This window comes from Enterobacter chengduensis (assembly GCF_001984825.2).
Taxonomy (GTDB): domain Bacteria; phylum Pseudomonadota; class Gammaproteobacteria; order Enterobacterales; family Enterobacteriaceae; genus Enterobacter; species Enterobacter chengduensis.
Genome location: NZ_CP043318.1, coordinates 1,278,546 through 1,301,303 on the forward strand (window position 1 = coordinate 1,278,546; position 22,758 = coordinate 1,301,303).

23 protein-coding genes and 1 other RNA gene are annotated in these 22,758 nt (G+C 56.8%); 13 read left to right on the plus strand and 11 right to left on the minus strand.

The window, feature by feature from the left end; all coding sequences use genetic code 11:
* Positions 1 to 206: 206 nt before the first annotated feature.
* Both glnK and amtB read left to right on the plus strand, forming a co-directional pair.
* Positions 207 to 545: a P-II family nitrogen regulator gene (gene glnK, locus FY206_RS06360; protein ID WP_008503304.1), complete on the plus strand. Its 339-nt coding sequence runs from the start codon at positions 207 to 209 to the stop codon at positions 543 to 545.
* Between the two features lie 35 nt (positions 546 to 580).
* A complete protein-coding gene (gene amtB, locus FY206_RS06365; RefSeq protein WP_032638510.1) occupies positions 581 to 1,870 on the plus strand; it encodes an ammonium transporter AmtB in 1,290 nt (429 codons plus the stop codon).
* Between the two features lie 95 nt (positions 1,871 to 1,965).
* Here amtB and tesB read toward each other — a convergent pair whose 3' ends face one another.
* Positions 1,966 to 2,826, minus strand: a complete 861-nt coding sequence (gene tesB, locus FY206_RS06370) for an acyl-CoA thioesterase II (protein WP_032638513.1) — start codon at positions 2,824 to 2,826, stop codon at positions 1,966 to 1,968.
* A gap of 203 nt (positions 2,827 to 3,029) precedes the next feature.
* On the opposite strand from tesB, the gene FY206_RS06375 reads away from it, so the two are divergent.
* The gene (locus tag FY206_RS06375) at positions 3,030 to 3,557 is read left to right on the plus strand and encodes a YbaY family lipoprotein (protein ID WP_032638515.1); all 528 of its coding nucleotides are present in this window, start codon (positions 3,030 to 3,032) and stop codon (positions 3,555 to 3,557) included.
* A gap of 34 nt (positions 3,558 to 3,591) precedes the next feature.
* Here FY206_RS06375 and FY206_RS06380 read toward each other — a convergent pair whose 3' ends face one another.
* Positions 3,592 to 3,903: an MGMT family protein gene (locus FY206_RS06380; RefSeq protein WP_032638518.1), complete on the minus strand. Its 312-nt coding sequence runs from the start codon at positions 3,901 to 3,903 to the stop codon at positions 3,592 to 3,594.
* A 169-nt stretch (positions 3,904 to 4,072) separates the two neighbouring features.
* On the opposite strand from FY206_RS06380, the gene ffs reads away from it, so the two are divergent.
* The 3 genes from ffs to FY206_RS06395 all read left to right on the plus strand — a co-directional run bounded on the left by ffs (position 4,073) and on the right by FY206_RS06395 (position 4,894).
* Positions 4,073 to 4,169, plus strand: an RNA gene (gene ffs, locus FY206_RS06385) — signal recognition particle sRNA small type.
* Between the two features lie 261 nt (positions 4,170 to 4,430).
* Positions 4,431 to 4,682, plus strand: a complete 252-nt coding sequence (locus FY206_RS06390; RefSeq protein ID WP_032638522.1) for a hypothetical protein — start codon at positions 4,431 to 4,433, stop codon at positions 4,680 to 4,682.
* Entirely contained in the window at positions 4,679 to 4,894 is a 216-nt protein-coding gene (locus tag FY206_RS06395; RefSeq protein WP_008503298.1) for a hypothetical protein, read from the plus strand. Before FY206_RS06390 ends, FY206_RS06395 begins: the two co-directional genes overlap by 4 nt.
* Positions 4,895 to 4,978: 84 nt before the next feature.
* Here the strand turns inward: FY206_RS06395 and yczR are convergent, their stop codons facing one another.
* Positions 4,979 to 6,400 carry a MocR-like transcription factor YczR gene (gene yczR, locus FY206_RS06400; protein ID WP_077064110.1) on the minus strand — a complete coding sequence of 474 codons (1,422 nt, stop codon included), beginning with the start codon at positions 6,398 to 6,400 and terminating at the stop codon, positions 4,979 to 4,981.
* Between the two features lie 86 nt (positions 6,401 to 6,486).
* Between yczR and yczE the strand changes: the two genes are divergently transcribed.
* The 3 genes from yczE (at position 6,487) to FY206_RS06415 (ending at position 11,439) form a co-directional block, all read left to right on the plus strand.
* Entirely contained in the window at positions 6,487 to 7,098 is a 612-nt protein-coding gene (gene yczE / locus FY206_RS06405) for a membrane protein YczE (protein ID WP_032638525.1), read from the plus strand.
* A 76-nt stretch (positions 7,099 to 7,174) separates the two neighbouring features.
* On the plus strand, positions 7,175 to 8,245 hold the full coding sequence (locus FY206_RS06410; RefSeq protein WP_032642485.1) for a LacI family DNA-binding transcriptional regulator: 1,071 nt from the start codon (positions 7,175 to 7,177) through the stop codon (positions 8,243 to 8,245).
* Positions 8,246 to 8,349: 104 nt separating this feature from the next.
* On the plus strand, positions 8,350 to 11,439 hold the full coding sequence (locus FY206_RS06415; RefSeq protein ID WP_032638527.1) for a beta-galactosidase: 3,090 nt from the start codon (positions 8,350 to 8,352) through the stop codon (positions 11,437 to 11,439).
* A gap of 38 nt (positions 11,440 to 11,477) precedes the next feature.
* On the opposite strand, the gene FY206_RS06420 is transcribed toward FY206_RS06415, so the two are convergent.
* A complete protein-coding gene (locus tag FY206_RS06420; protein WP_032638529.1) occupies positions 11,478 to 12,305 on the minus strand; it encodes a nickel/cobalt efflux protein RcnA in 828 nt (275 codons plus the stop codon).
* Positions 12,306 to 12,438: 133 nt separating this feature from the next.
* Between FY206_RS06420 and FY206_RS06425 the strand changes: the two genes are divergently transcribed.
* Entirely contained in the window at positions 12,439 to 12,711 is a 273-nt protein-coding gene (locus tag FY206_RS06425; RefSeq protein ID WP_020885193.1) for a metal/formaldehyde-sensitive transcriptional repressor, read from the plus strand.
* On the opposite strand, the gene FY206_RS06430 is transcribed toward FY206_RS06425, so the two are convergent.
* A complete protein-coding gene (locus FY206_RS06430) occupies positions 12,704 to 14,269 on the minus strand; it encodes an EAL domain-containing protein (RefSeq protein WP_032638532.1) in 1,566 nt (521 codons plus the stop codon). The two genes, FY206_RS06425 and FY206_RS06430, sit on opposite strands and share 8 nt — an antisense overlap.
* Positions 14,270 to 14,488: 219 nt before the next feature.
* Here FY206_RS06430 and FY206_RS06435 point away from each other — a divergent pair, with 219 nt between their 5' ends.
* Together FY206_RS06435 and ykgO are read left to right on the plus strand one after the other, a co-directional pair.
* Positions 14,489 to 14,749, plus strand: coding sequence for a type B 50S ribosomal protein L31 (locus FY206_RS06435; protein WP_032638534.1), 261 nt, complete (start codon positions 14,489 to 14,491; stop codon positions 14,747 to 14,749).
* A 2-nt stretch (positions 14,750 to 14,751) separates the two neighbouring features.
* Positions 14,752 to 14,892, plus strand: coding sequence for a type B 50S ribosomal protein L36 (ykgO, locus tag FY206_RS06440; RefSeq protein WP_003859006.1), 141 nt, complete (start codon positions 14,752 to 14,754; stop codon positions 14,890 to 14,892).
* Here the strand turns inward: ykgO and FY206_RS06445 are convergent.
* The gene (locus FY206_RS06445) at positions 14,889 to 15,599 is read right to left on the minus strand and encodes a GNAT family N-acetyltransferase (protein ID WP_032638536.1); all 711 of its coding nucleotides are present in this window, start codon (positions 15,597 to 15,599) and stop codon (positions 14,889 to 14,891) included. The two genes, ykgO and FY206_RS06445, sit on opposite strands and share 4 nt — an antisense overlap.
* 101 nt (positions 15,600 to 15,700) lie before the next feature.
* Between FY206_RS06445 and pdxR the strand changes: the two genes are divergently transcribed.
* Positions 15,701 to 17,161 (plus strand): MocR-like pyridoxine biosynthesis transcription factor PdxR, encoded by a 1,461-nt coding sequence (gene pdxR / locus FY206_RS06450; RefSeq protein ID WP_032638538.1) that lies wholly within the window; start codon positions 15,701 to 15,703, stop codon positions 17,159 to 17,161.
* Here the strand turns inward: pdxR and FY206_RS06455 are convergent.
* The 5 genes from FY206_RS06455 to acrB all read right to left on the minus strand — a co-directional run bounded on the left by FY206_RS06455 (position 17,133) and on the right by acrB (position 22,753).
* A complete protein-coding gene (locus FY206_RS06455; RefSeq protein WP_032638540.1) occupies positions 17,133 to 17,600 on the minus strand; it encodes a YlaC family protein in 468 nt (155 codons plus the stop codon). The genes pdxR and FY206_RS06455 overlap by 29 nt on opposite strands.
* Positions 17,601 to 17,717: 117 nt before the next feature.
* Complete coding sequence (maa, locus tag FY206_RS06460) at positions 17,718 to 18,269, minus strand: maltose O-acetyltransferase (protein ID WP_032638542.1); 552 nt, start codon at positions 18,267 to 18,269, stop codon at positions 17,718 to 17,720.
* 206 nt (positions 18,270 to 18,475) lie between these two features.
* A complete protein-coding gene (locus FY206_RS06465; protein ID WP_008499287.1) occupies positions 18,476 to 18,694 on the minus strand; it encodes an HHA domain-containing protein in 219 nt (72 codons plus the stop codon).
* 27 nt (positions 18,695 to 18,721) lie between these two features.
* Entirely contained in the window at positions 18,722 to 19,096 is a 375-nt protein-coding gene (gene tomB / locus FY206_RS06470) for an Hha toxicity modulator TomB (RefSeq protein WP_020885187.1), read from the minus strand.
* Positions 19,097 to 19,606: 510 nt separating this feature from the next.
* Positions 19,607 to 22,753: a multidrug efflux RND transporter permease subunit AcrB gene (gene acrB, locus FY206_RS06475; RefSeq protein ID WP_077064109.1), complete on the minus strand. Its 3,147-nt coding sequence runs from the start codon at positions 22,751 to 22,753 to the stop codon at positions 19,607 to 19,609.
* Positions 22,754 to 22,758: the final 5 nt, after the last annotated feature.

The following is a 22,758-nucleotide window of genomic DNA, read 5'->3' on the forward strand; positions in this document are numbered from 1 at the left end:
GCGCCGCGCTAACGGTCATTCCTGTTGGTGCAAAACTGAAACGCACCCTGCACCGGCATGGTGCGTTTTTTTTCGCCTCTTCATCTATCAAGACCGTATAACGCTCATCGCATCGCTATTCCTTCCCGTTTTCATTTCTGGCACACCCCTTGCAATACCTTCTGCGTAAGCTGCGGCCATTACCGAATTCTGACTGGAGGGGATCTATGAAGCTGGTTACGGTTGTAATCAAACCATTCAAACTCGAAGACGTGCGTGAAGCGTTGTCTTCAATGGGTATTCAGGGACTGACTGTCACCGAAGTGAAAGGCTTTGGTCGTCAGAAGGGTCATGCCGAGCTTTATCGCGGGGCGGAATACAGCGTTAACTTTCTGCCAAAAGTAAAAATTGACGTTGCGATTGCTGACGATCAGCTTGATGAAGTGATTGATGTCATTAGCAAAGCGGCCTACACCGGCAAAATTGGCGACGGCAAAATTTTCGTTGCCGAACTGCAGCGCGTCATTCGCATCCGTACCGGCGAATCTGACGAAGCGGCACTGTAAGTTACTCCTGGCACACAGTGATAGGGATCGAGAAAATGAAGATAGCAACACTTAAAACGGGTCTGGGTTCGCTGGCACTGCTGCCGGGCCTGGCGCTGGCGGCTGCTCCTGCGGTGGCAGACAAAGCTGATAACGCCTTTATGATGATCAGCACCGCGCTGGTGCTGTTCATGTCTATTCCGGGCATTGCCCTCTTTTACGGCGGCCTGATCCGTGGCAAAAACGTTCTCTCCATGCTGACGCAGGTTGCCGTGACGTTTGCACTGGTCTGCGTGCTGTGGGTGGTTTACGGCTACTCGCTGGCGTTCGGCACGGGCAACGCCTTCTTTGGCAACTTCGACTGGGTGATGCTGAAGAATATTGAGCTGACCGCGCTGATGGGCAGTTTCTATCAGTACATTCACGTGGCGTTCCAGGGCTCGTTTGCCTGCATTACCGTCGGGCTGATCGTCGGCGCGCTGGCGGAGCGTATTCGGTTCTCTGCGGTCCTGATCTTTGTGGTGGTCTGGCTGACCCTCTCCTATGTGCCGATTGCGCACATGGTGTGGGGCGGTGGTCTGCTGGCGACGCACGGCGCGCTGGACTTTGCGGGCGGTACCGTTGTTCACATCAACGCCGCGGTTGCGGGTCTGGTGGGTGCCTACCTGATTGGCAAGCGCGTGGGCTTCGGTAAAGAAGCGTTCAAACCGCACAACCTGCCGATGGTCTTTACCGGTACGGCTATCCTCTACTTTGGCTGGTTTGGCTTCAACGCCGGTTCTGCAAGCGCAGCAAACGAAATCGCCGCGCTGGCCTTCGTGAATACCGTTGTGGCCACGGCGGGTGCAATCCTCTCCTGGGTGTTTGGCGAGTGGGCCGTTCGCGGTAAACCGTCACTGCTGGGTGCCTGTTCCGGTGCGATTGCCGGTCTGGTTGGCATCACGCCAGCGTGTGGTTATGTCGGCGTGGGCGGCGCGCTGCTGGTCGGCCTGGTGTCCGGTCTAGCGGGTCTGTGGGGCGTGACCGCACTGAAACGTCTGCTGCGCGTGGACGATCCTTGCGATGTGTTTGGCGTGCACGGCGTGTGCGGCATCATCGGCTGTATCATGACCGGTATCTTCGCCGCGAAATCGCTGGGCGGCGTGGGCTACGCGGAAGGCGTCACCATGGTGCATCAGGTGCTGGTGCAGCTGGAAAGTATCGCTATCACCGTAGTGTGGTCAGCCGTTGTCGCGTTCATTGGCTACAAGCTGGCGGACATGACGGTGGGTCTGCGCGTACCGGAAGAACAGGAACGCGAAGGTCTGGACGTCAACAGCCACGGCGAGAATGCGTATAACGCATAATAAACAGCAAAACGGCAACTTCGGTTGCCGTTTTTAATGTGTATTCCCTCTCCCTGTGGGAGAGGGTCAGGGTGAGGGCATCAGGCCGCACAACGTCAACCGCGATTACGCATCACCCCTTCCTGCACCGTCGAGGCGACCAGGACCCCGTCCTGGGTATAAAACTCACCGCGCACAAACCCGCGCGCGCTCGACGCCGACGTACTCTCCACGCTGTAGAGCAGCCACTCGTTCATGTTGAAGGGGCGGTGGAACCACATGGAGTGATCGATCGTCGCGACCTGCATCCCTTTTTCAAGGAAGCCGACGCCGTGCGGCTGCAGCGCCACCGGCAGGAAGTTAAAGTCAGACGCATAGCCCAGCAGATACTGATGGACGCGGAAATCTTCCGGCACGGTTCCGTTGGCGCGGATCCAGACCTGACGCTTTGGCTCGGCGGTGTGGCCTTTCATCGGGTTGTGAAACTCCACCGGGCGGATCTCAAGCGGCTTATCGCAGAGAAACTTCTCTTTGACCTGCGGCGGCAGCAGATGCGCCAGCGCGCGAGCGATATCCGTTTCCGATTTCAGATCGTCCGGGGAGGGGGCTGGAGGCATGATTTTCTGATGCTCATAGCCCGGTTCCGGCGCCTGGAAAGAGGCGGTCATGTAAAAGATCGGCTTGCCGCTCTGAATGGCCGCGACGCGGCGCGCGCTGAAGCTGTTGCCGTCTCGCAGCACTTCAACGTCATACACGATAGGTTTTGCGCTATCGCCAGGGCGCAAGAAGTAGCTGTGGAACGAATGCACCAGACGGTCTGCCGGGACGGTCTCCTTTGCCGCGTACAGCGCTTGTCCAACGACTTGACCCCCGAAGACCTGGCGCAAGCCTAAATCTTCGCTCTGTCCGCGATAGAGTCCTTCCTCGATTTTTTCCAGATTCAGTAATGTCAGCAGATTGTTCAGTGCCTGACTCATAGTTGTCCTCAATAAGCGCCGTAGCGAAAGATAGGCAGAGTATAACGCAGAAACGAAAGTGGTCCGATGGGTAGAATAATCTGAATATCGGCACGTTTTCAGGCATAAATCGGTGATCTGTGCCACACTTGAATACGTTATGTGATTGAAACGACATCGGATGGGATCGATCCCGCTGGTGCATTGATGATAAGGAGACTTCAATGAAACTCGTGCCTATGCTAAGTGGTGTGGCGATTGCGGTGGCGTTGTCCGCCTGTGCCGGTAAGAGCGCCCAGGTGCCAGTGCCCGTAGCAGACCCGAACGGGATTAATACCCTTTCGCAGCAATCCATTCAGCAGCCTAACGTTTCAGGTACCATCTGGATTAAGCAAAAAGTTGCGTTGCCGCCGGATGCGGTATTAACGGTGACGCTGTCTGATGCCTCTCTGGCCGACGCGCCGTCGAAGGTTCTGGCTCAGCGTGCCGTTCGTACCGAAGGCAAGCAGGCACCGTTTAGCTTCGTGTTGCCGTATAACCCGTCTGACGTGCAGCCTAAAGCCCGTATTCTGCTGAGCGCAGCGGTAACCATCAACGGTAAGCTGGTCTTTATCACCGATACGGTCCAGGAAGCGATTAACAACGGTGGGACTAAAATCGACCTGAACCTGGTCCCTGTGCAGCAGACCGAAGTACCGGTCGCACCGCAGACCAATCAGCCGTCCCTGCCAACGCCACCGACCCAGATGTGATACGTGCCTTTCCCCTCTCCTCCTGGAGAGGGGATCAGTACACCCAGCGAAACTTTTGCAAATCGATCTGACCCGACCCTGACACTTGTACCCCCTCTGAGAGTAACGCCTGACGCTGACGCTGGAGATCCGGTCCGGTGAGCGAGATGTCGCCATGACGGTTCACCACCCGATGCCAGGGCAACGTACTGCCTTCCGGCAGCCGTTTCAGGACGCCTCCAACCTGTCGCGCCGCGCGCGGAGAACCGGCCAGACGCGCGACCTCGCCATAGGTGGTCACATAGCCTTCCGGGATTGAGGCCACGATTTGCCATACGCGCTGTGGAAAGGAGTCGTGTTCGTCCATACCTTCACCTTGAGGAGTTGCTGGAAAGCTATGGTAAACGAAGATCGCCCTGATTGCTGCGCCGGTTTGCGCAAGAAACCAGCATCCGGTTCCGGGCGGCTTGCAATTGGGCCTTCGCACAGGGATAATGCGCCAGCGCGTTGGTTATCAACGCTCTCAATGGGGGCTCTGTTGGTTCTCCCGCAACGCTACTCTGTTCACCAGGTCAGGTCCGGAAGGAAGCAGCCAGGGCAGACGACGTGTGTGCCGGGATGTAGCTGGCAGGGCCCCCACCCATTTCTGCCCTCATCAGTTTCTCCCGCTTCGCCTTTCTCCTGAATCGCTATCCCCGCAATAATATTGTGCCTATATTCTGTAATATATATTTCATCGCACAGAAATATTAATGTCATAAACCTGTAATAATAGACTGTCATTTTATGATTGGACGGTTATTTTCTTCCATAACTCAAAAAAATATATATCTGGATAACATTGTTAACTTCGTGTATTAAATAAAGTACTTATTCCGAAGGGAAGTGACAAACATGGCTACAGCGGTATTAAACGTTAAAATTGATGACGCGCTAAAAGAAAGGCTTCGCCACTATGCGGAACTTAATAACGAGAATTTAAGCGTGACGACAGAGAAACTGCTGCTGCTGGCGTTCGAAGCAGTAGAAGAGGCGGGAGTATCGGAAGAGGATATTGATAATCAGCACACGGAAGAAGAGAGCGTTTCTCCTTTTACTCCTAAAGAAATCAAAGCTCTACGTAAACTTCTGAAGAAGAGAAAATGAAACAACAACTGTCAACTGCCAGCGACTACAAAGAGGCCTGCGATCTGTTGCGTTCAGGCTACGTGAAGCACGTTCGTCTTGGCTGGAATGTCGGAAGCGATGAGTTCTTTCGTATTGCGTCTGACTGGTGTGATACTGGCGCAAAAATAAAGAAAGACGGTGAAAACTTCGTTATTTCACTGAAAGGTTTTCCTATTCCTGCTCAGCACTAAATCCTGACGGGTGAAAACTGCTGACTGTCTCCATGACAGTCAGCAGTTTTTATTTTTTTATGATCTGCTTCAAAAATTTTAATATTAGATCACGCTGCGTTTCAATGATGGCACGTTTTTATTCAGGGCGATCCATAACGGTTTGATCCTCAGCAACGCCTCCTCAAGCTCTGCCGATTCAAGCGAGAAGGGCATCCGCAAATAGCGGTCAAACGCGCCGGATAAACCAAACCGCGTGCCGGTCCCCAGATTGATTCCCAGAATCTCAGCCCGCGCGGCAAGCTGCGTCGCCAGCATGCCCGGAAGTTCAATCCAGTAAGAGAGCCCGCCTTCTGCTTCATGGAATGTCCAGTCCGGGAAGTGTTCGCGCAGCAGTTCACCGCATCGATCCCGACGTTCCGCCAGCATCTTCCGGCGTGCGGGCAGAAACGTCTCGCTGTTGTTAATCAGCCACTCCATCGCCAGCTGTTCCAGCAGCGGCGAGCCTAAATCGAGCGTATCCCGCGTCTGGGCAAGCGTGGCGATCGTGCGCGAGGAAGCGCGGATCCAGCCGAGACGCAGCCCGCCCCAGAAGCTTTTGCCGCCAGAGCCTAAGGTGATGACGGTAGCCTGCGGGTTAAAGGCGGCCAGCGGTGGAGGGGGAGGGGCGTCAAACCAGAGATCCACCATCGTTTCATCCACCACCAGCGCCGTGCGGGTTTGGGCTGCAATATCCGTGATGGCCTGACGGGTGGCGATATCCATACAGCGCCCGGTAGGGTTGTGAAAATCAGGCATCAGATACGCCAGGCGCGGTGCCGTCTGGGCAAGCGTCGCCGCGAAGCCGTCCGTATCCCAGCCTGTTTCCGGCAGCGATACCCCCACCGGCCGACACTGCGCGCCCTGAATGGCGGCAATCGCCAGCGGATAGGTGGGATGATCGACCACGACGCGGTCCCCCGGCCCGGTCATCATCCGCAGGACCAGCGCAAAGCCGCTGACGGCACCGTTGACCACCATCACTTCGTCTGCGCGGGTGGGAAGACCCCGTTCGGTATAGCGTGCCGCTATAGCTTCCCGAAGCGCAGGCAGCCCAAGCTGGTCGTAGCCCGTCAGCGAGAGGTGCTGGGTAATAGCCGTCAGCGCATGGGCATAAGCCTGGTGGATCTCCGGCCCGGCATGGAGGGCGGCAGTGGAGAGATCCAGCGCGGCGCTCGCCGCTGAAAGGGTGGGAACGGCGCGCGTATCGGGGAGGATCACGCGCGACCCGCTGCCGTGGCGGCTTTCCAGGTAACCCTCCTCGCGCAGGTGGGCGAGGGCGCTGCTGACGGTGGTCCGGCTAACGTCCAGCGCAGTGGCGAGCTCGCGCTCGCCCGGCAGCCGCGTATTTAAAGCCAGACGTCCATCAAGAATGAGCAGACGCAGCGCGTCGGCCAGCTGTCGCCAGAGCGGTGTGCGGGATGAGGCCTGCTGCCAGTGGCCTAAAAGGCGTACCAGAGACTGGCTTCCAAAGCGACGTGATGACATATGCAGTCCACTATTTAAAAACTGGACATTAATCATAGTGCCATTTTAGGTCAGGATGAAAGCCTGGTTCACGGGAGAAGAAAAAAATGGTACGTCGTCTGCTACAACTGTATGTCGGTCTGGGGCTGTATGGTCTTTCCACCGCGATGTTTATTCGTTCCGATTTAGGGGTCGATCCCTGGGATGTTTTTCACCTGGGGGTGGGGATACAGCTGGGGATGACGATCGGGACGGTGATCATTGTGACCGGCGCAGCGGTACTGCTGCTGTGGATCCCCCTGCGTCAGATGCCGGGCCTCGGCACGATCAGCAACGTGATTTGCATCGGTCTGGCGGCGGACGCCAGCATGGCGCTTATCCCGGAACTGGATTCATTACCCGTTCGAATTGCTTTCCTGGTGTCGGGCATCGTGATGAACGCGATTGCGACCAGCATGTACATCGGCGCCGGTTTCGGGCCTGGCCCGCGCGACGGCCTGATGACCGGCATTCATGCCCGTCTGGGTTGGTCCATTCGCAGCGTGCGCACCTCAATTGAAGTGACCGTCCTGCTGATTGGGTGCGTGCTTGGCGGCTCCTTTGGGGTGGGTACCGTCCTGTATGCCCTGACCATTGGCCCGCTTATCCAGCTCTGCCTGCCCTGGTTCCGCCAGAAGCCGCGCATTGCTGAAATCGCCCGGCCGGAGCGGGTTGTTTAATTTTGCGAAGCGCTCACATGCTTTAGCGGCGTCGCTGTGCCAGAATAAGGGCACGATAAACGCGATGCCAGAATGCATGAAAGCTATCACCCTTTATGATGTCGCCCTCCTTGCGGGGGTCTCTTACCAGACCGTTTCCCGCGTCATTAACGACGCGGAGCATGTCTCTGCCCGCACGCGAGAAAAGGTGCAGCAGGCGATGGCGGAGCTGCACTACGTGCCTAACCTTCGGGCACAGCAGCTGGCGGGTAAACGCACCCGCACGCTGGGTTTCATCACGACCGACCTGGCCCTGCACGCGCCTTCGCAAATCGTGTCGGCGGTAAAATCCCGTGCGGCGGAACGGGGGGCGAGCGTCCTTATCTCCATGGTGGAACAGCCCCAGCAGTGTCAGGCCGCGCTTCAGGCGCTGCTGGCACAGCGGGTGGACGCGCTGCTGGTGAATGTGCCGCTTGACGATCCCCACGCCGAAGCGCTCAGGGCGCTGGCATCGCCGGTTCCGGTGCTGTTTCTCGATGTATCGCCCTCAGCGCAGGTAAACAGCCTCGTGTTTAACGCGGAGCAGGGGGCGCGTCTGGGCGTGGAGCATCTGCTTTCGCTGGGGCATCAGCGCATTGCCCTGCTGAGCGGGCCGGAAAGCTCGGTCTCTGCCCGGGCGCGCCTGGCGGGATGGAAAGCCGCTCTGGGACGCGCGGGGCATGAGGCCGCTGCGGTGGCCTGCGGTGACTGGAGCGCGGCCAGCGGTTATGAGAAGGGACATTTGCTGTTGTCTGCGGCGACGTTACCGGACGCGATTCTGGTGGCGAACGATCAAATGGCGCTCGGGGTGATGCGCGCCTGCGCGGAAAAAGGGGTAGCGATTCCGGGCCAGATATCGGTGGTTGGGTTCGATGATACGGCCGACAGCGCCTGGTTTTCTCCGCCGCTGACGACCGTTCGCCAGGCGTTTCGCGAGGCGGGTGAACGCAGCGTCGAGTGGCTGCTGGCTCCCACCGGGGACGAGGCGTGCTGGCAGATTCAGCTGCCGGTGACGCTGGTTACCCGTCATTCCAGCGCGCAACGCACGCCGCAGCAGGCCGAACGCGAGGAGCTGGCGCTGCAGCTCAGAAGCCTGGCGCTGCTGGCCGAGCAGCTTGCCCGACAATAAGACTTTTGTGATCTGACTCGCTACCCTGCGATGGAACGCTTTACCGCCGCAGTATGCCAGGGCATGTTAACCAAAAATTGTGAGCGCTTCGCAAAGAGGTTGATATGTCCAACATCCCCACGCTGACCCTCAGCGCCCTCCTGGCCCGTCGGGACTGGGAAAACCCCGGCGTCACCCAGTGGAACCGTCTTCCCGCACACGCGCCGCTACACGGCTGGCGCAGTGAATCTGCTGCCAGAGAGGACGCTGGCTCCCTTAGCCGGCACTCTCTTAACGGGCTTTGGTGGTTTAGCTACTTTACCGCGCCGGAGCAGGTTCCTCAGGCGTGGGTAAGCGAAGATTGTGCAGATGCCGTCGCGATGCCCGTGCCGTCTAACTGGCAGATGCAGGGGTTCGACACGCCTGTCTATACCAATGTCACCTATCCTATCCCCGTTAACCCGCCTTATGTGCCGCAGGAAAACCCGACCGGTTGTTACTCGCTCACATTTGAGGTGGATGAGGTCTGGCTTCAGAGCGGGCAGACCCGAATTATCTTTGACGGCGTGAACTCGGCGTTCCATCTGTGGTGCAACGGAGAGTGGATAGGCTATTCCCAGGACAGCCGACTACCCGCCGAATTTGACCTCTCGACGGCGTTACGCCCCGGGCAGAACCGCCTGGCGGTCATGGTATTGCGCTGGTGCGACGGCAGCTATCTGGAAGATCAGGACATGTGGCGCATGAGCGGCATCTTCCGCGATGTCTCCCTGCTGCATAAGCCGGAGACGCACATTGCGGATTATCATGTAGTCACCGATATAAATGCGGAGCTGGACCGCGCGGTGCTGAACGTGGAGGTCGCGCTGGCAGGCGCTGGCTACGCGGAGTGCGACGTGGCGATAACGCTGTGGCGCAACGGTGAACGCTGTGCCAGCGCGACACAACGGCCAGGCTCTGCCATCGTGGACGAACGCGGCAGCTGGGCCGAGCGGCTAGCGGTGGCGATCCCCGTCGAGCGCCCCGCGCTGTGGAGTGCTGAAACCCCGGAACTGTATCGCCTGACGATTACGCTTCTCAATCCGCAGGGAGAGGTGCTCGAGGCTGAAGCGTGCGACGTTGGCTTCCGCCGCGTTGAAATCAGCAACGGCCTGCTGAAGCTCAACGGTAAACCGCTGCTGATCCGCGGGGTTAACCGGCACGAGCATCATCCTGAAAACGGCCAGGTGATGGACGAAGCGACCATGCGTCGCGATATCGAAATCATGAAGCAGCACAACTTCAACGCCGTGCGCTGCTCGCACTACCCGAACCATCCGCTGTGGTACCGGCTTTGCGATCGCTACGGGCTGTACGTCGTTGACGAAGCCAATATCGAAACGCACGGCATGGTGCCGATGAGCCGCCTTGCTGACGATCCGCGCTGGCTGCCCGCGATGAGCGAGCGCGTGACCCGCATGGTGCAGCGCGATCGTAATCACCCCTCAATCATTATTTGGTCGCTGGGCAACGAGTCTGGCCACGGCGCGAATCACGATGCGCTGTACCGCTGGCTGAAAACCACCGATCCGACGCGCCCGGTGCAGTATGAAGGCGGCGGCGCGAACACGGCGGCGACCGACATTGTCTGCCCGATGTACGCCCGGGTCGACTGGGATCAGCCCTTCCCGGCAGTGCCTAAATGGTCAATCAAGAAATGGATCGGCATGCCGGACGAAACGCGTCCGCTGATCCTCTGTGAATACGCCCACGCGATGGGTAACAGCTTCGGCGGGTTTGCGAAATACTGGCAGGCGTTTCGCAGCCATCCTCGCCTGCAGGGTGGGTTCGTCTGGGACTGGGTCGATCAGGCCCTGACGAAGCAAGATGAAGCGGGCAATCCGTTCTGGGCATACGGCGGCGATTTTGGCGATAAGCCGAACGATCGGCAGTTCTGCCTCAATGGCCTGGTGTTCCCCGACCGCACGCCGCACCCGGCGCTTTACGAGGCGCAGCGCGCCCAGCAGTTCTTCACCTTTACGCGGGTCAGCGCGACTCCGCTGGTGATAGAGGTGCAAAGCGGCTACCTGTTCCGCCACACCGATAACGAGGTGCTGAGCTGGACGGTTGCCCGCGACGGGGAGGTGCTGGCTTCGGGCGAGGTAACGCTGGCGATGGCGCCTGAAGGCACTCAGCGTCTGGAGATCCCCCTGCCGGAGCTGAACGCCGGACCGGGTGAAGCCTGGCTGAACGTCGAAGTGCGCCAGCCGCGGGCAACGCCGTGGTCACCGGCAGACCATCGCTGTGCGTGGGAGCAGTGGGAGCTTCCGGCTCCCCTCTTTATTGCTCCGCCAGCCCAGGCGGGCGAGCCTCCGGTGTTAACGCAAAACGATCGCATCCTGGAGATCGCCCATCGTCAACAGCGCTGGCGGTTCGATCGCGCATCCGGAAACCTGAGCCAGTGGTGGCGAGATGGCGTGGAACTGCTGATTTCACCGCTGACGGATAGCTTCAGCCGCGCGCCGCTGGATAATGACATCGGCGTGAGCGAAGCGACGAAAATCGATCCGAACGCGTGGGTTGAACGCTGGAAAGCGGCGGGCATGTACGATCTCACCTCCCGCGTACTGTCTTTCGATGCAGAGCAGCTTGCTCGCGAGGTGGTGGTCAACACCCTGCATGTCTGGGAGTACCAGGGTAACGCGCTGTTCCTGAGCCGTAAAACCTGGCGGGTGGACGAGCAGGGCATACTGCATGGCGATATTCAGGTCGATGTGGCGTCTGATATCCCTGAACCGGCGCGGATTGGCCTGAGCGTTCATCTCGCCGAAACGCCAGAAGTCGTTTCCTGGCTGGGGCTGGGGCCGCATGAAAACTACCCGGACAGAAAGCTCGCGGCGCAGCAGGGGCGCTGGACGCTGCCTCTTGAGGCCATGCACACGCCGTATATTTTCCCGACGGAAAACGGCTTGCGCTGCGATACCCGCAAACTGGTACTGGGAACGCATCAGCTGAACGGCCATTTCCATTTCTCGGTGAGCCGCTATAGCCAGCGGCAGCTACGAGAGACCACCCATCATCATCTGCTGCGCGAAGAGCCGGGATGTTGGCTTAACCTCGACGCCTTCCATATGGGCGTAGGCGGAGACGACTCCTGGAGCCCCAGCGTTTCGCCGGAATTCATCCTGCAGACGCGCCAGCTTCGCTATGCCTTCAGCTGGCAGCAGAACCCTTAACTAACCGGGAGAGGCGGCCACCGGGCGTGGCCGCAGTCTTATGCCAGAATGCCGCTCAGGCCGTGCAGGCTCATGTAAATCCCTACCACGGTAATCAGCGCGGCAGAGATCCAGGGGGCTTTGCGGGAGAACTCGCTAAACCCGGGCCAGCGTTTTGTCGCGTGTTTGAGGCTTAAGGCGGCAATCGCGCCGGAAGCGACCAGGGTCAACGCCAGGCCAATACTGAAGCTGAACACCAGCGTCGCGCCGAGGGCAAAGTGCTTCAGCTGCAGGCAGATGAGCAGAACGGTGATGGAGGCCGGGCAGGGGATAAGCCCGCCGGTCAGGCCAAACATCACGATCTGTCCGGTAGTGACGTTTTGACCGCTGAAGCGCCGGTTAATATCCTGCGCGTGAGCGCGCTGGTGGGCGTCCTGCCACTCTTCTGCAATCAGCGTGTGCTCGTGGTGATGATGATCATGATGGTGGTCATGGTCATGGTCATGGTCATGGTGGTGATCATGGGCGTGATAATGATCGTGCGGCTGGCTCTCTTTCCAGGTTCGCCACGCCATCCACAGGGCGATCGCCACGATCAGTACGCCGGAGATCAGCTGGAACCAGGGTTCGGACGTATGCGCATCCCAGCCTCGACCAAACCACAATCCCGCCATCGCAACGAGCCAGACCACCGCAGTATGGGAGAGCGTTGCCGCCAGCCCGAGCAGCACCGCCTGTTTCAGCGTGCCGCGGATCGCCACAATAAAGGCGGCCATCATGGTTTTTGAGTGGCCCGGCTCCAGGCCATGTAGCGCGCCGAGCAGGATAGCGCTGGGAATAAACAGCCAGGCATTGCCCTGCTGAAGGAGTGAAGCAAAATCGGTCATGGGAAATTCCGGAGTGAAAAACGTGCGGAGATACTACTCCCCCCCAGTAGCAATATACTACCCCCCAGTAGAAAAATACTCAGGGGGAGTCGAGCGTGATATGCTTTAAAAGCTAAAAATAAGGGATGCAGAGATGTCACATACCGTTCGCGACAAGAAAATGTTATTGACTCGCCTGAAGAAAATTCAGGGGCAGAGTGCCGCGCTGGAAAAAATGCTTAACAGCGATCACGAATGTGCCGACGTATTACAGCAGCTCGCGGCGATCCGCGGGGCGGTCAATGGAATGATGATGCAGGTGATCGAAGGGCATTTAACCGATCATGTCGTGAAAGAGCCTGAAGAAGCGCAGCGTGAAGCCGATCTTGGCGTGGTGCTTCAGGTGATTAAATCCTATCTCAAGTAGCGTGCGTGGCGAGGTTATTTTCTGCCCAAAGTATAAATTCCGTTTTTGGCAGCGCTTTACTGTAGTACCAGCCCTGGCCGTACTGCACGCCGTGTCTGTGCAGCCAGGCGAGCTGTCCTTCAGTTTCAATACCCTCCGCCACCATCGCCAGCTTCAGCGACTTCGCCATTTCAATAATGTGCGGCGTCACGTTTTTATACTCCAGCGCATCCACGAAGGACTTATCAATCTTGAGCGTGTCGACGTCGAGATCCTGCAGATAGCTCAGGCTGGAATAGCCCGTGCCAAAATCATCAATATAGACGGGGTGCCCCGAACGGCGGAGTGCGGCGATAGCCGGTGCGCTGATTTTAGGATCGGCAAAGCCGCGCTCGGTGAGCTCAAGGGCAATTTGTTTCGGATGGACCTGCCACTTATTCAGCAATTGGCTCAGCAGCGGCGGCAGCGTGCCGGAGGTCAAATCGGCGGGCGCGAGGTTGATGGAGATGTGCCGATCGGCATGCAGATGCAGCCAGGCGCCCATGTCCTCGAACACCTTTTCGATGACGAGCTGCGTCAGCTGGGAGATCAGCCCGGTTTGTTCCGCAAGAGGAACAAAAATATCCGGTGAGAGGCTGCTTCCGTCCGGCTGGGGCCAGCGCGCCAGCGCCTCAGCCCCCATGATTTTACCGCTACAGAGCGCCACGATGGGCTGATAGTGAACCACAAAATCGCGGCTGTTAATGGCGTCCAGCAGGCGATGACGAGGCGACTGGATACGGCGCAGTATTCGCAGGACGAAGAGCGCGGCCAGCAGGCTTATCAACATGCCGAACGGTAACCAGAAGAGAAGCTGCCGGTGCCAGGTTTCAGCCAGGGGTTTGAGCGCTGCCCAGGTGACGATGGTAAACCCCAGCTCGGGGATGGGCTTCATGACGTACATTGAACCCTTGTACTCTATGCTGGTCATTTCCGTGCCTCCGATCGTGTCGCGAACGTGCGGATCGAGGGGATTGCTGCTGGCAAAGATGAGGTGCGTTGCGCTGCCTACCAGGGCGGCATCAACCGCGATATCCCCGAAGGGGATCACATCGACCAGCGAGGCCGGATCGACCATGACAAGGTAATGACCTTTTCCCAGCACGGTCATGTAGCGATGAAACCCAAGATCGTTTTGCGCGGTTAACCACGCGCTGTAGCCGTCCTCGGTAATGCGCATTGGCGGAGGGAAAGGGTTGGCATGGCTGGTTTGCTCCAGGGAGGAGCAGAGCGGTTGAAGGTTATCGATATAGATCACCTCCTGCACGTAGCGCCAGGAGAAAGCCGCCCGGCGCATCTCCCTTAACTGCAACGGGCTGCACGGTGCGCCCTGAAAGCCCTGCAGATGATTGAGCGCTTCTTTTGCCTGAGCCACGACCCGATCGGTTCGAATCTGCACGCGCGAGGCGTAGTTTTCCAGCGCATCGACAAAATCATCTTCCGCCTGGCGATGGGCCAGCCAGATGCTCAGGCAAATGGGGACCAGCACGGAAAAGATAAGTACGCCAGTCACCAGACTGACCAGATGTCGGGTTTTCATGCTGTCGTGTCCTTCCTCGTATACCCGTTCCTGGGCGCTGAGTTCCCTGCCTGAAGAGAAAGATTTTACCGCGAAATGATATAGTTATAGCACGCGGGGGGCGCGATTTTCATTTTATCTCCGACAAACCAGAAAATATCGTCAGACGAGAGGGGTTGTTTTTTCAACTTTGCCTGGATATTATTTTGTTATGTTATAACAAAACACAAAGGATTTACGATGAAACCCGATATCCACCCAGCCTATCGCACCGTGGTCTTCCACGACACCAGCGCGAATGAATACTTCAAGGTTGGCTCAACCATTAAGACCGACCGCGAAATTGAACTCGACGGTGAAACCTATCCGTACATCACCATCGAGGTTTCTTCAAAATCGCACCCGTTTTATACCGGTAAGCAGAAAACGTTCTCCACCGACGGCAGCGCAGCGCGCTTCCGCAAGCGTTTTGGCGGTTTTATCAATGCGAAGCGGGGTTAATCATGCAGGTACTTAACTCATTGCGCAGTGCAAAACAGCGTCACCCGGATTGCCAGATAGTCAAACGCAAGGGACGCCTGTACGTGATTTGCAAATCCAATCCGCGCTTTAAGGCGGTTCAGGGACGTAAAAAAAGGCGCTAGACGCGCGTTTCTCGCCAGCTTTCCAGGGTTCGTTTCTGTTTGCCATCGGCAGTAAAATTGTCGATGGCAAGCCAGCTTTCAAACGCGCTCGCCAGCGCCGGCCACTCTTTATCGAGAATCGAAAACCAGTCGGTATCCCGGTTGTGGCCTTTTATGACCAGCGCCTGGCGAAAGCGCCCCTCAAACTGAAAGCCCAGCCGCAGCGCTGCTTTACGGGAAGGTTCGTTCAGGCTGTTGCACTTCCACTCATAGCGCCGGTACCCCAGGGTATCGAACACATACCGCATCAGCAGGTATTGCGCTTCCGTCGACATTGGCGTGCGGCTTAAGAGAGGAGAGAAGTGAACGTGCCCCACTTCCACGACACCGTTTTTAGGATCGATCCGCATCAGAGCCAGCGTTCCGACCGGCGCCCGGGTCTGATTATCAATCACGGCAAAGTGCATCGGGTCAGATAACTCACTTACGCTCGCCACCCATTCGGCAAATGCCTCTGCGGTGGCATCGGGTTCACGCAGCAGCCACGTCCAGCTGCGCGTATCTTCGGCCAGGGAATACGCGGAGAACAGCGCGTGGGCATGCGCCGCGCGCAGTGGCTCAAGCCGACAATAGCGGCCTTCAAGGACCACACGGGACGGATGCGGGCGCGGTTGCCAGTCGTTTAAGGGGATACCGACAGGCTGTCCAAACTTATTGAATGTATTCATCTTTATTTCCATGACGTTGAAAAGATCTCCAGATTAGTGAATTGCTGGTTCCTTAAAAAGGACCACCAGGCTATGTTTTTCTGGTACCACAAGGAGGAGAGATGAACATACCGGGTGATGAGCTTTACGCTTTGCTCCATGCTGCGCTAAAAAAGCGTGGGCAAGAGACGCTCCAGCGCGCGCTCTATCATGCTTTGCGGGAGGCGATACTCTGCGGCAGGCTTCAGTCCGGGAGCCAGCTGCCCGGTTCGCGAACGCTGGCGCAGCAGATCTCGGTTTCCCGAAACACCGTCAATGCGGCGCTGGATCAGCTCACGCTCGAAGGCTATTTGCTGCGTAACCGTCAGGGGACACGGGTGGGGCAATTCGCTCATCGTACGGTTTCCCGGACGTTGCCGGATCCTGACGTCAGGCTGACAAAACGTGTCGCCCTGCTGCCCGCGGCCGTGCCGCGCGACACGCCGGTGATGGCGTTCACGCCGGGAACACCTGCCATAAACTATTTCCCCCTGCCGCTGTGGCGACGATTGTACGATCGTGTCCTGCGCGAGGAGGGGAGTGCCCTGTTAGGGTATGGCGACCCGGCTGGAGAACCGTCGCTGCGGGCCGCTATTGCCCGGCATCTTGCACTGTCACGCGGTATCGACTGCGACGCCAGCCAGATTGTCATCACGGAAGGGGCGCTTGAGGGCGTTAATCTCTGCACCCTGCTGCTGAGCGAGCCGGGGGACGTTGCCTGGGTAGAAAACCCCGGCTATAGCGGGGCGAAGAGTGCGTTTGTTAAAACCGGCCTGAGCATGACGGGGATCCCGATTGATGACGAGGGGATGCGCTGGGAGGGGCTGAATGCACCGTCTCCCACGTTAATTTTTACCTCACCTTCACACCAGTTTCCCTACGGAAGCGTGCTCAGTGCCCGACGGCGGCTGGCGCTGCTGGAGCTGGCCCGGCAGCACAACGCGTGGATCGTTGAAGACGATTACGACAGCGAATTCCGCTATGCCGGTGAGCCCGTACCGGCAATGCTGGGAATGGTCAACAATGCGCCCGTTGTGTATCTGGGGACGTTTAGCAAAACGCTATTCCCGTCGCTTAGAATGGGGTTCATGGTATTGCCGCCAGCGCTGGCGAAAGCGGCTCGCCCGGCCATCGGCTCGCTGCTGCGCGGCGGCCATCGTGCTGAACAGCGTACGCTGGCGCTGTTCATCGAGGAGGGTCACTATGCCCGCCATCTTGCCGCCATGCGTCGGCTTTACCGTAAACGCTACCGCCAGCTCCGGGAAGCGCTGGCCGCAGAGCTTCATTCCCCGCACCGTATTCTGGCCGGGGAAGGCGGGATGCACCTGACGCTGGCCATAGACGGTATTGACGATCGGAGGCTGGTGGAGCAGGCAAGGGCGTTTCAGCTGGCGCCTGCGGCACTGAGCGGGTATTACCTGGAGACGAAGCAGGGGCAAACCGGTCTGGTTTTAGGTTACGGCAATACCTCTGCTTCTCAGTTTGCGCCGGGGATCCGACGCCTGCAGGCGTTAATTACGCAGCAGCGGGGCGGGAAAGGGTAAAGACGTCATAGAAGGAGAGCTGACCTTTGGTAGAGACCATTTTCTGCAGCTTCTCTTTTTGCACGGTTTCAACGGCCGGAGAGTGCATGATGCTGTCGATCAGCTCCGCCGGCACGTAGCGCGTGTTATACCATTCGCCGTTATAGCAGACCCGGAAATCGAGGACATCGATATCTTCGTAACGGTAGCGCGGATTCACGTCAAAAAAGAAAAAGGCGTTAAAGACGACAAACAGGACAACCAGCAGCCAGACGGAGTCCACCAGCGTTTCAGACTTGAGCATCACAATCAGCGTCGCCAGCCAGGCGGCATACATGGCGACAAACAGTCCAGGATGTTTGCGGATAAAGCTAATGCTGAAGCGCGGGCGATTGTCGCGCTTTTCGCGGAGGTTAAGATCGTCGATGGTGGCGGTAAGCAGGCGCTGTATCTCGGTCATTTTTTGCCTTCATGAGAGTTGACAATACAGGGTGTCTGCCAATTTTAGGGGAGCCATCAGGCTGAAAAAAGTAACAGTCTGGCGCTAAAAGACCATAACAGTTGACTCCCCGGAACCTCACAGCGTTTTGATGATTTTTGCCGGGTTGCCCCCCACGACGACGTTAGCCGGGACGTCTTTCGTCACCACGGCGCCGGAGGCCACCACCACATTATCACCAATGGTGACGCCAGGGTTAATGACCGCCCGACCACCTATCCAGACGTTATTGCCAATGCTGACCGGTTTTCCAAACTCCACGCCGCTGTTGCGTTCCTCCGCGTCCAGCGGATGGGTTGCCGTGTAAATATGAACACCCGGCGCGAGCATACAGTTATCGCCAATATGAACAGGGCAGACGTCCAGCATTACGCAGTCGAAGTTAGCGTAAAAGTTTTTACCGAGATAAATGTTATATCCGTAGTCGCAGCGGAAGCTCGGTTCTATATATGCGCCTTCGCTTTTGCCCAGCAGTTCCGCCAGAATGTTCTGGCGTTCTGTTTGTTCATCAGGCGCGGTGTGGTTAAAGCGGTAAACCAGATGGCGGGCCCGCAGTCGGTCTGCCCGTAACGTCTCATCGCCGGGGCGGTAATGTTCACCGGCAATCATTTTCTGTTTTTCTAAGCTCATTGGAAACCTCGCTGGATGGGATTACCGCAGAGTAATCGGAACAGGCCAGGAGGGGAACGTTCCCGAAAGGCCGATGTGACTGGCGTCACAACATTGCTGCTGCTGAACACGTTTTACATGGATACCTGGCCTGAGCACAGGGAGCATAACGGGATAGGTAAAAAACGGAGAACGTGGCGTAGAACTCTACAGACACTCTTCAACGATTAACGGACAAATTTCCATACAGACGTAGGGATTTTGTCATACAGCTTATTCATGGTCAGTTCAGCAAGACGATGGTCAGCGGCTGAATAAAATACCGCCAGTTCATTATCAGAAAGCTCGTATTTATTCTTTTCAATGACGCGCTCGAGCGTGTCGATTGACTGACAACGTCGTAAGCGCATCAAATAATCGATCTTTGTGAGTGGTTTATCAGACATAAATTCACCTTAGTAATTGTAATACTTTTAACAGGAAAGACTAACCGGGTTAGCTCTGCTCACGTTGATGAAACAGCGGAATAGCCGGTTTCCCGATTTACGCCATTTTTGCAAATCCTGGGCGTTAATGCCGTAACTGCTGAACAACATAAAGGTGTCGTCCAGGTATTCATCAATTTGCTCAATGAGCTTATTATCTTCATTGTACTTAATTTTATAATTAAGTGCGAAGGTTGCGATATGCTCTATCAGCTCATTCAACTGTAAATTGATGGCAGACGTTGGGTCGTTTACCCAGCCATGGTTGCTTTCATCAAGATTGGCAAGGCAGTCATGGTACAAGGATTCGCAGAGAAATTTCAACTGCGCGATATCATGCCTTTTTGGCGAGTACTCGTCCATAGCGCATCCCCTTTTGAGTGATTTCTTACTCACCGAACATCATTGTCGGGATGGATACAACTGACTTAGCTACATGAGCGCTGTGTTCCTGATAACCTAACTATAAGCCACTCCTTCCTGGATTTCACCGCGCTATTACGAAAAATTACAAATAAAACCGTAGACTGCGAGCATGTACGCAAAGGGGCATCCTGAACTCAACTTTGTTAACCCAATTAATGCGCGCGTTTTATCGCTTCCTTACGTTTCATTGGTTTAGCAAAAATGATGAGAAAAGTACGGATTCAGTCTTTTCTTTGTAAGAACTTTTTATTAGGAATATTCCTAATCGCTTAAGCGGGGAAATGAAATTAAAAAAATCCTAAATTCACCGATTAAGTTATCAGTTAATTATGATATGTCTAATTAAGATGGCAGAAAATAAATAGAGCGACAATAAGCGTAATTTATGATTTTTTCTGAAAAAGAAAAAGGCCGCTAATGCGGCCTTTTTATCATGTGAAACCGGTATCAGTGAGGTTCTACCGAATGACTGTGTTCAACATCTTCATTCTTGCGGCTAAAGCGGCGGCGAACCACCACGAAGAACACCGGAACGAAGAAGATAGCCAGTACGGTCGCGGTAACCATGCCGCCCATCACACCCGTACCTACCGCGTTCTGCGCGCCGGAGCCTGCACCTGAGCTGATAACCAGCGGCAGTACGCCGAGGATAAACGCCAGTGACGTCATCAGGATTGGGCGCAGACGCATACGAACCGCCTCAAGCGTCGCCTCAATCAGGCCTTTACCCTCTTTCTCCATCAGATCTTTGGCGAATTCAACGATAAGTATCGCGTTCTTCGCCGACAGGCCAATGGTTGTCAGCAGGCCTACCTGGAAGTAAACGTCATTGGTCAGCCCGCGGAACGTTGCCGCAAGCAGCGCACCGATAACTCCGAGCGGTACCACCAGCATAACGGAGAACGGAATCGACCAGCTCTCATACAGTGCCGCCAGACACAGGAACACCACAATCAGTGAAATGGCGTACAGAGCAGGGGCCTGGTTACCGGACAGACGTTCCTGATAGGACATGCCGGTCCAGTCATAGCCGATACCCGCAGGCAGTTTACTTGCCAGCTCTTCCATCAGGTTCATGGCTTCACCGGTGCTCCGGCCCGGCGCGGCCTGACCGAGGATCTCCATGGATGGCAGACCGTTATAGCGCTCCAGACGCGGCGAACCGTATTCCCAGCGTGACGTTGAGAATGCCGAGAACGGTACCATCTGGCCATTGCTGCCGCGCACGAACCAGCTGTTGATGTCGTTTGGCAGCATGCGGTACTGCGCCTCTGACATCACGTACACTTTCTTCACGCGACCGCGGTCGATGAAGTCGTTAACGTAGCTACCGCCCCAGGCCGCGCCCAGCGTGGTATTGATGTCGCTGATGGATACGCCCAGCGCCTGGGCTTTCTCCTGGTCGATATCGATTTTGTACTGCGGGGTATCTTCCAGGCCGTTTGGACGTACGCCGACCAGCAGGTCAGGGTGCTTGGCCACTTCGCCAAACAGCTGGTTACGCGCCTGCGTCAGTTTTTCGTGACCCAGACCGCCCTGGTCAATCAGCTGGAAGTCGAAGCCGGTCGCGGTACCCAGTTCAACAATCGCTGGCAGGTTAAAGGCGAAGACCATCGCATCCTTAATCTGCGAGAAGGTGCCCATTGCACGACCGGTAATGGCCTCAACTTTGTTCTCTTCACCCGGACGTTCAGACCAGTCTTTCAGAGAAACGAAGGCGATACCGGTGTTCTGACCACGACCCGCAAAGCCAAAGCCGTTAACCGCGAACACGGATTCAACGTTGTCTTTCTCTTTGGTGAGATAGTAGTCAGTCACTTCATCCAGCACTTTCTGGGTACGCTCTTGCGAAGCACCCGCCGGAAGCTGGGCCATCGTCAGGAACACGCCCTGGTCTTCATCCGGCAGGAACGAGCTTGGCAGACGCACGAACAGGAAGGCCATGCCCACCACGATGATGATATAGAGCAGCAGGTAACGACCGGTGCTGCGCAGGATGTTGCCCACGCTGTCGGTGTAGTGGTGCGTGCTCTTATCAAACATGCGGTTAAACCAGCCGAAGAACCCTTTATGCTCGCCGTGACCGCCTTTCTGAATCGGCTTCAGCATGGTGGCACACAGCGCAGGCGTCAGGATCAACGCGACCAGCACCGACAGCGCCATCGCGGAAACGATGGTAATTGAGAATTGACGGTAAATTGCACCGGTTGAGCCCCCGAAGAAGGCCATCGGAATAAATACCGCCGACAGCACCATCGCGATACCGACCAGCGCGCCCTGGATCTGGCCCATTGACTTACGGGTCGCTTCCTTCGGCGGCAGACCTTCTTCCGCCATGACGCGCTCGACGTTCTCTACCACCACGATGGCGTCATCCACCAGCAGGCCGATGGCGAGCACCATCCCGAACATCGTCAGGGTGTTTATCGAGTAGCCGAATATCGACAGGATCGCAAAGGTCCCGAGCAGAACAACCGGCACGGCGATGGTTGGAATCAGCGTCGCTCGGAAGTTTTGCAGGAACAGGTACATTACCAGGAAGACGAGAATAATCGCCTCAACCAGGGTTTTAACCACTTCGTGAATCGAGATTTTAACAAACGGCGTAGTGTCGTACGGGTAAACGATTTTCAGACCTGACGGGAAGAAAGGTTCCATCTTCTTCAGCTCTGCGCGGATCGCCGTGGCGGTGTCCAGGGCGTTAGCGCCTGTCGCCAGTTTAATACCCAGACCGGAAGCCGGTTTACCGTTGAACTTCGCGATGATGTCGTAGTTCTCGCCGCCCAGCTCAACTTTCGCCACGTCGCGCAGGCGAACCTGCGAACCGTCCTGATTCACTTTCAGGAGAATTTTGCTGAACTCATCGGCAGAGGTCAGACGGGTCTGCGCGATGATCGAGGCGTTAAGCTGCTGGCCTTTCACCGGCGGCGTACCGCCTAACTGACCGGCTGCGACCTGGGCGTTTTGCGCTTTAATCGCGCTAATCACGTCAACCGGGGTCAGCTGGAAGTTGTTCAGCTTATTCGGATCCATCCAGATACGCATCGCGTATTGGGAACCGAACAGCTGCACGTCACCCACGCCGGAAGTACGGCTGATGGCGTCCTTCATGTTGGCGCCCACGTAGTCGGAAATATCCTCCTGCGTCATGGTGCCGTTGGTGTTGATAACGCCGACAACCATCAGGAAGCTGCTGGATGATTTCTCGACGCTCACCCCCTGCTGTTGTACTTCCTGCGGCAGCAGCGGCATCGCCAGCTGCAGTTTGTTCTGCACCTGAACCTGCGCAATGTCAGCATCCGTACCTGACTGGAAGGTCAGGGTGATCTGCACTGTACCGGTGGAGTCACTGTTTGAGGACATGTACATCAGGTTATCGATACCGTTCATGTTCTGTTCGATAACCTGGGTGACGGTGTCCTGCACCGTTTTCGCATCAGCCCCCGGGTAGGTTGCGGAGATGGTCACCGCCGGTGGCGCAATCGTTGGATATTGCGCGACAGGCAGCTTCAGGATCGCAAGTCCCCCTGCCAGCATGATGATAATGGCGATCACCCACGCAAATATGGGGCGATCGATAAAGAAATTAGGCATGTCTT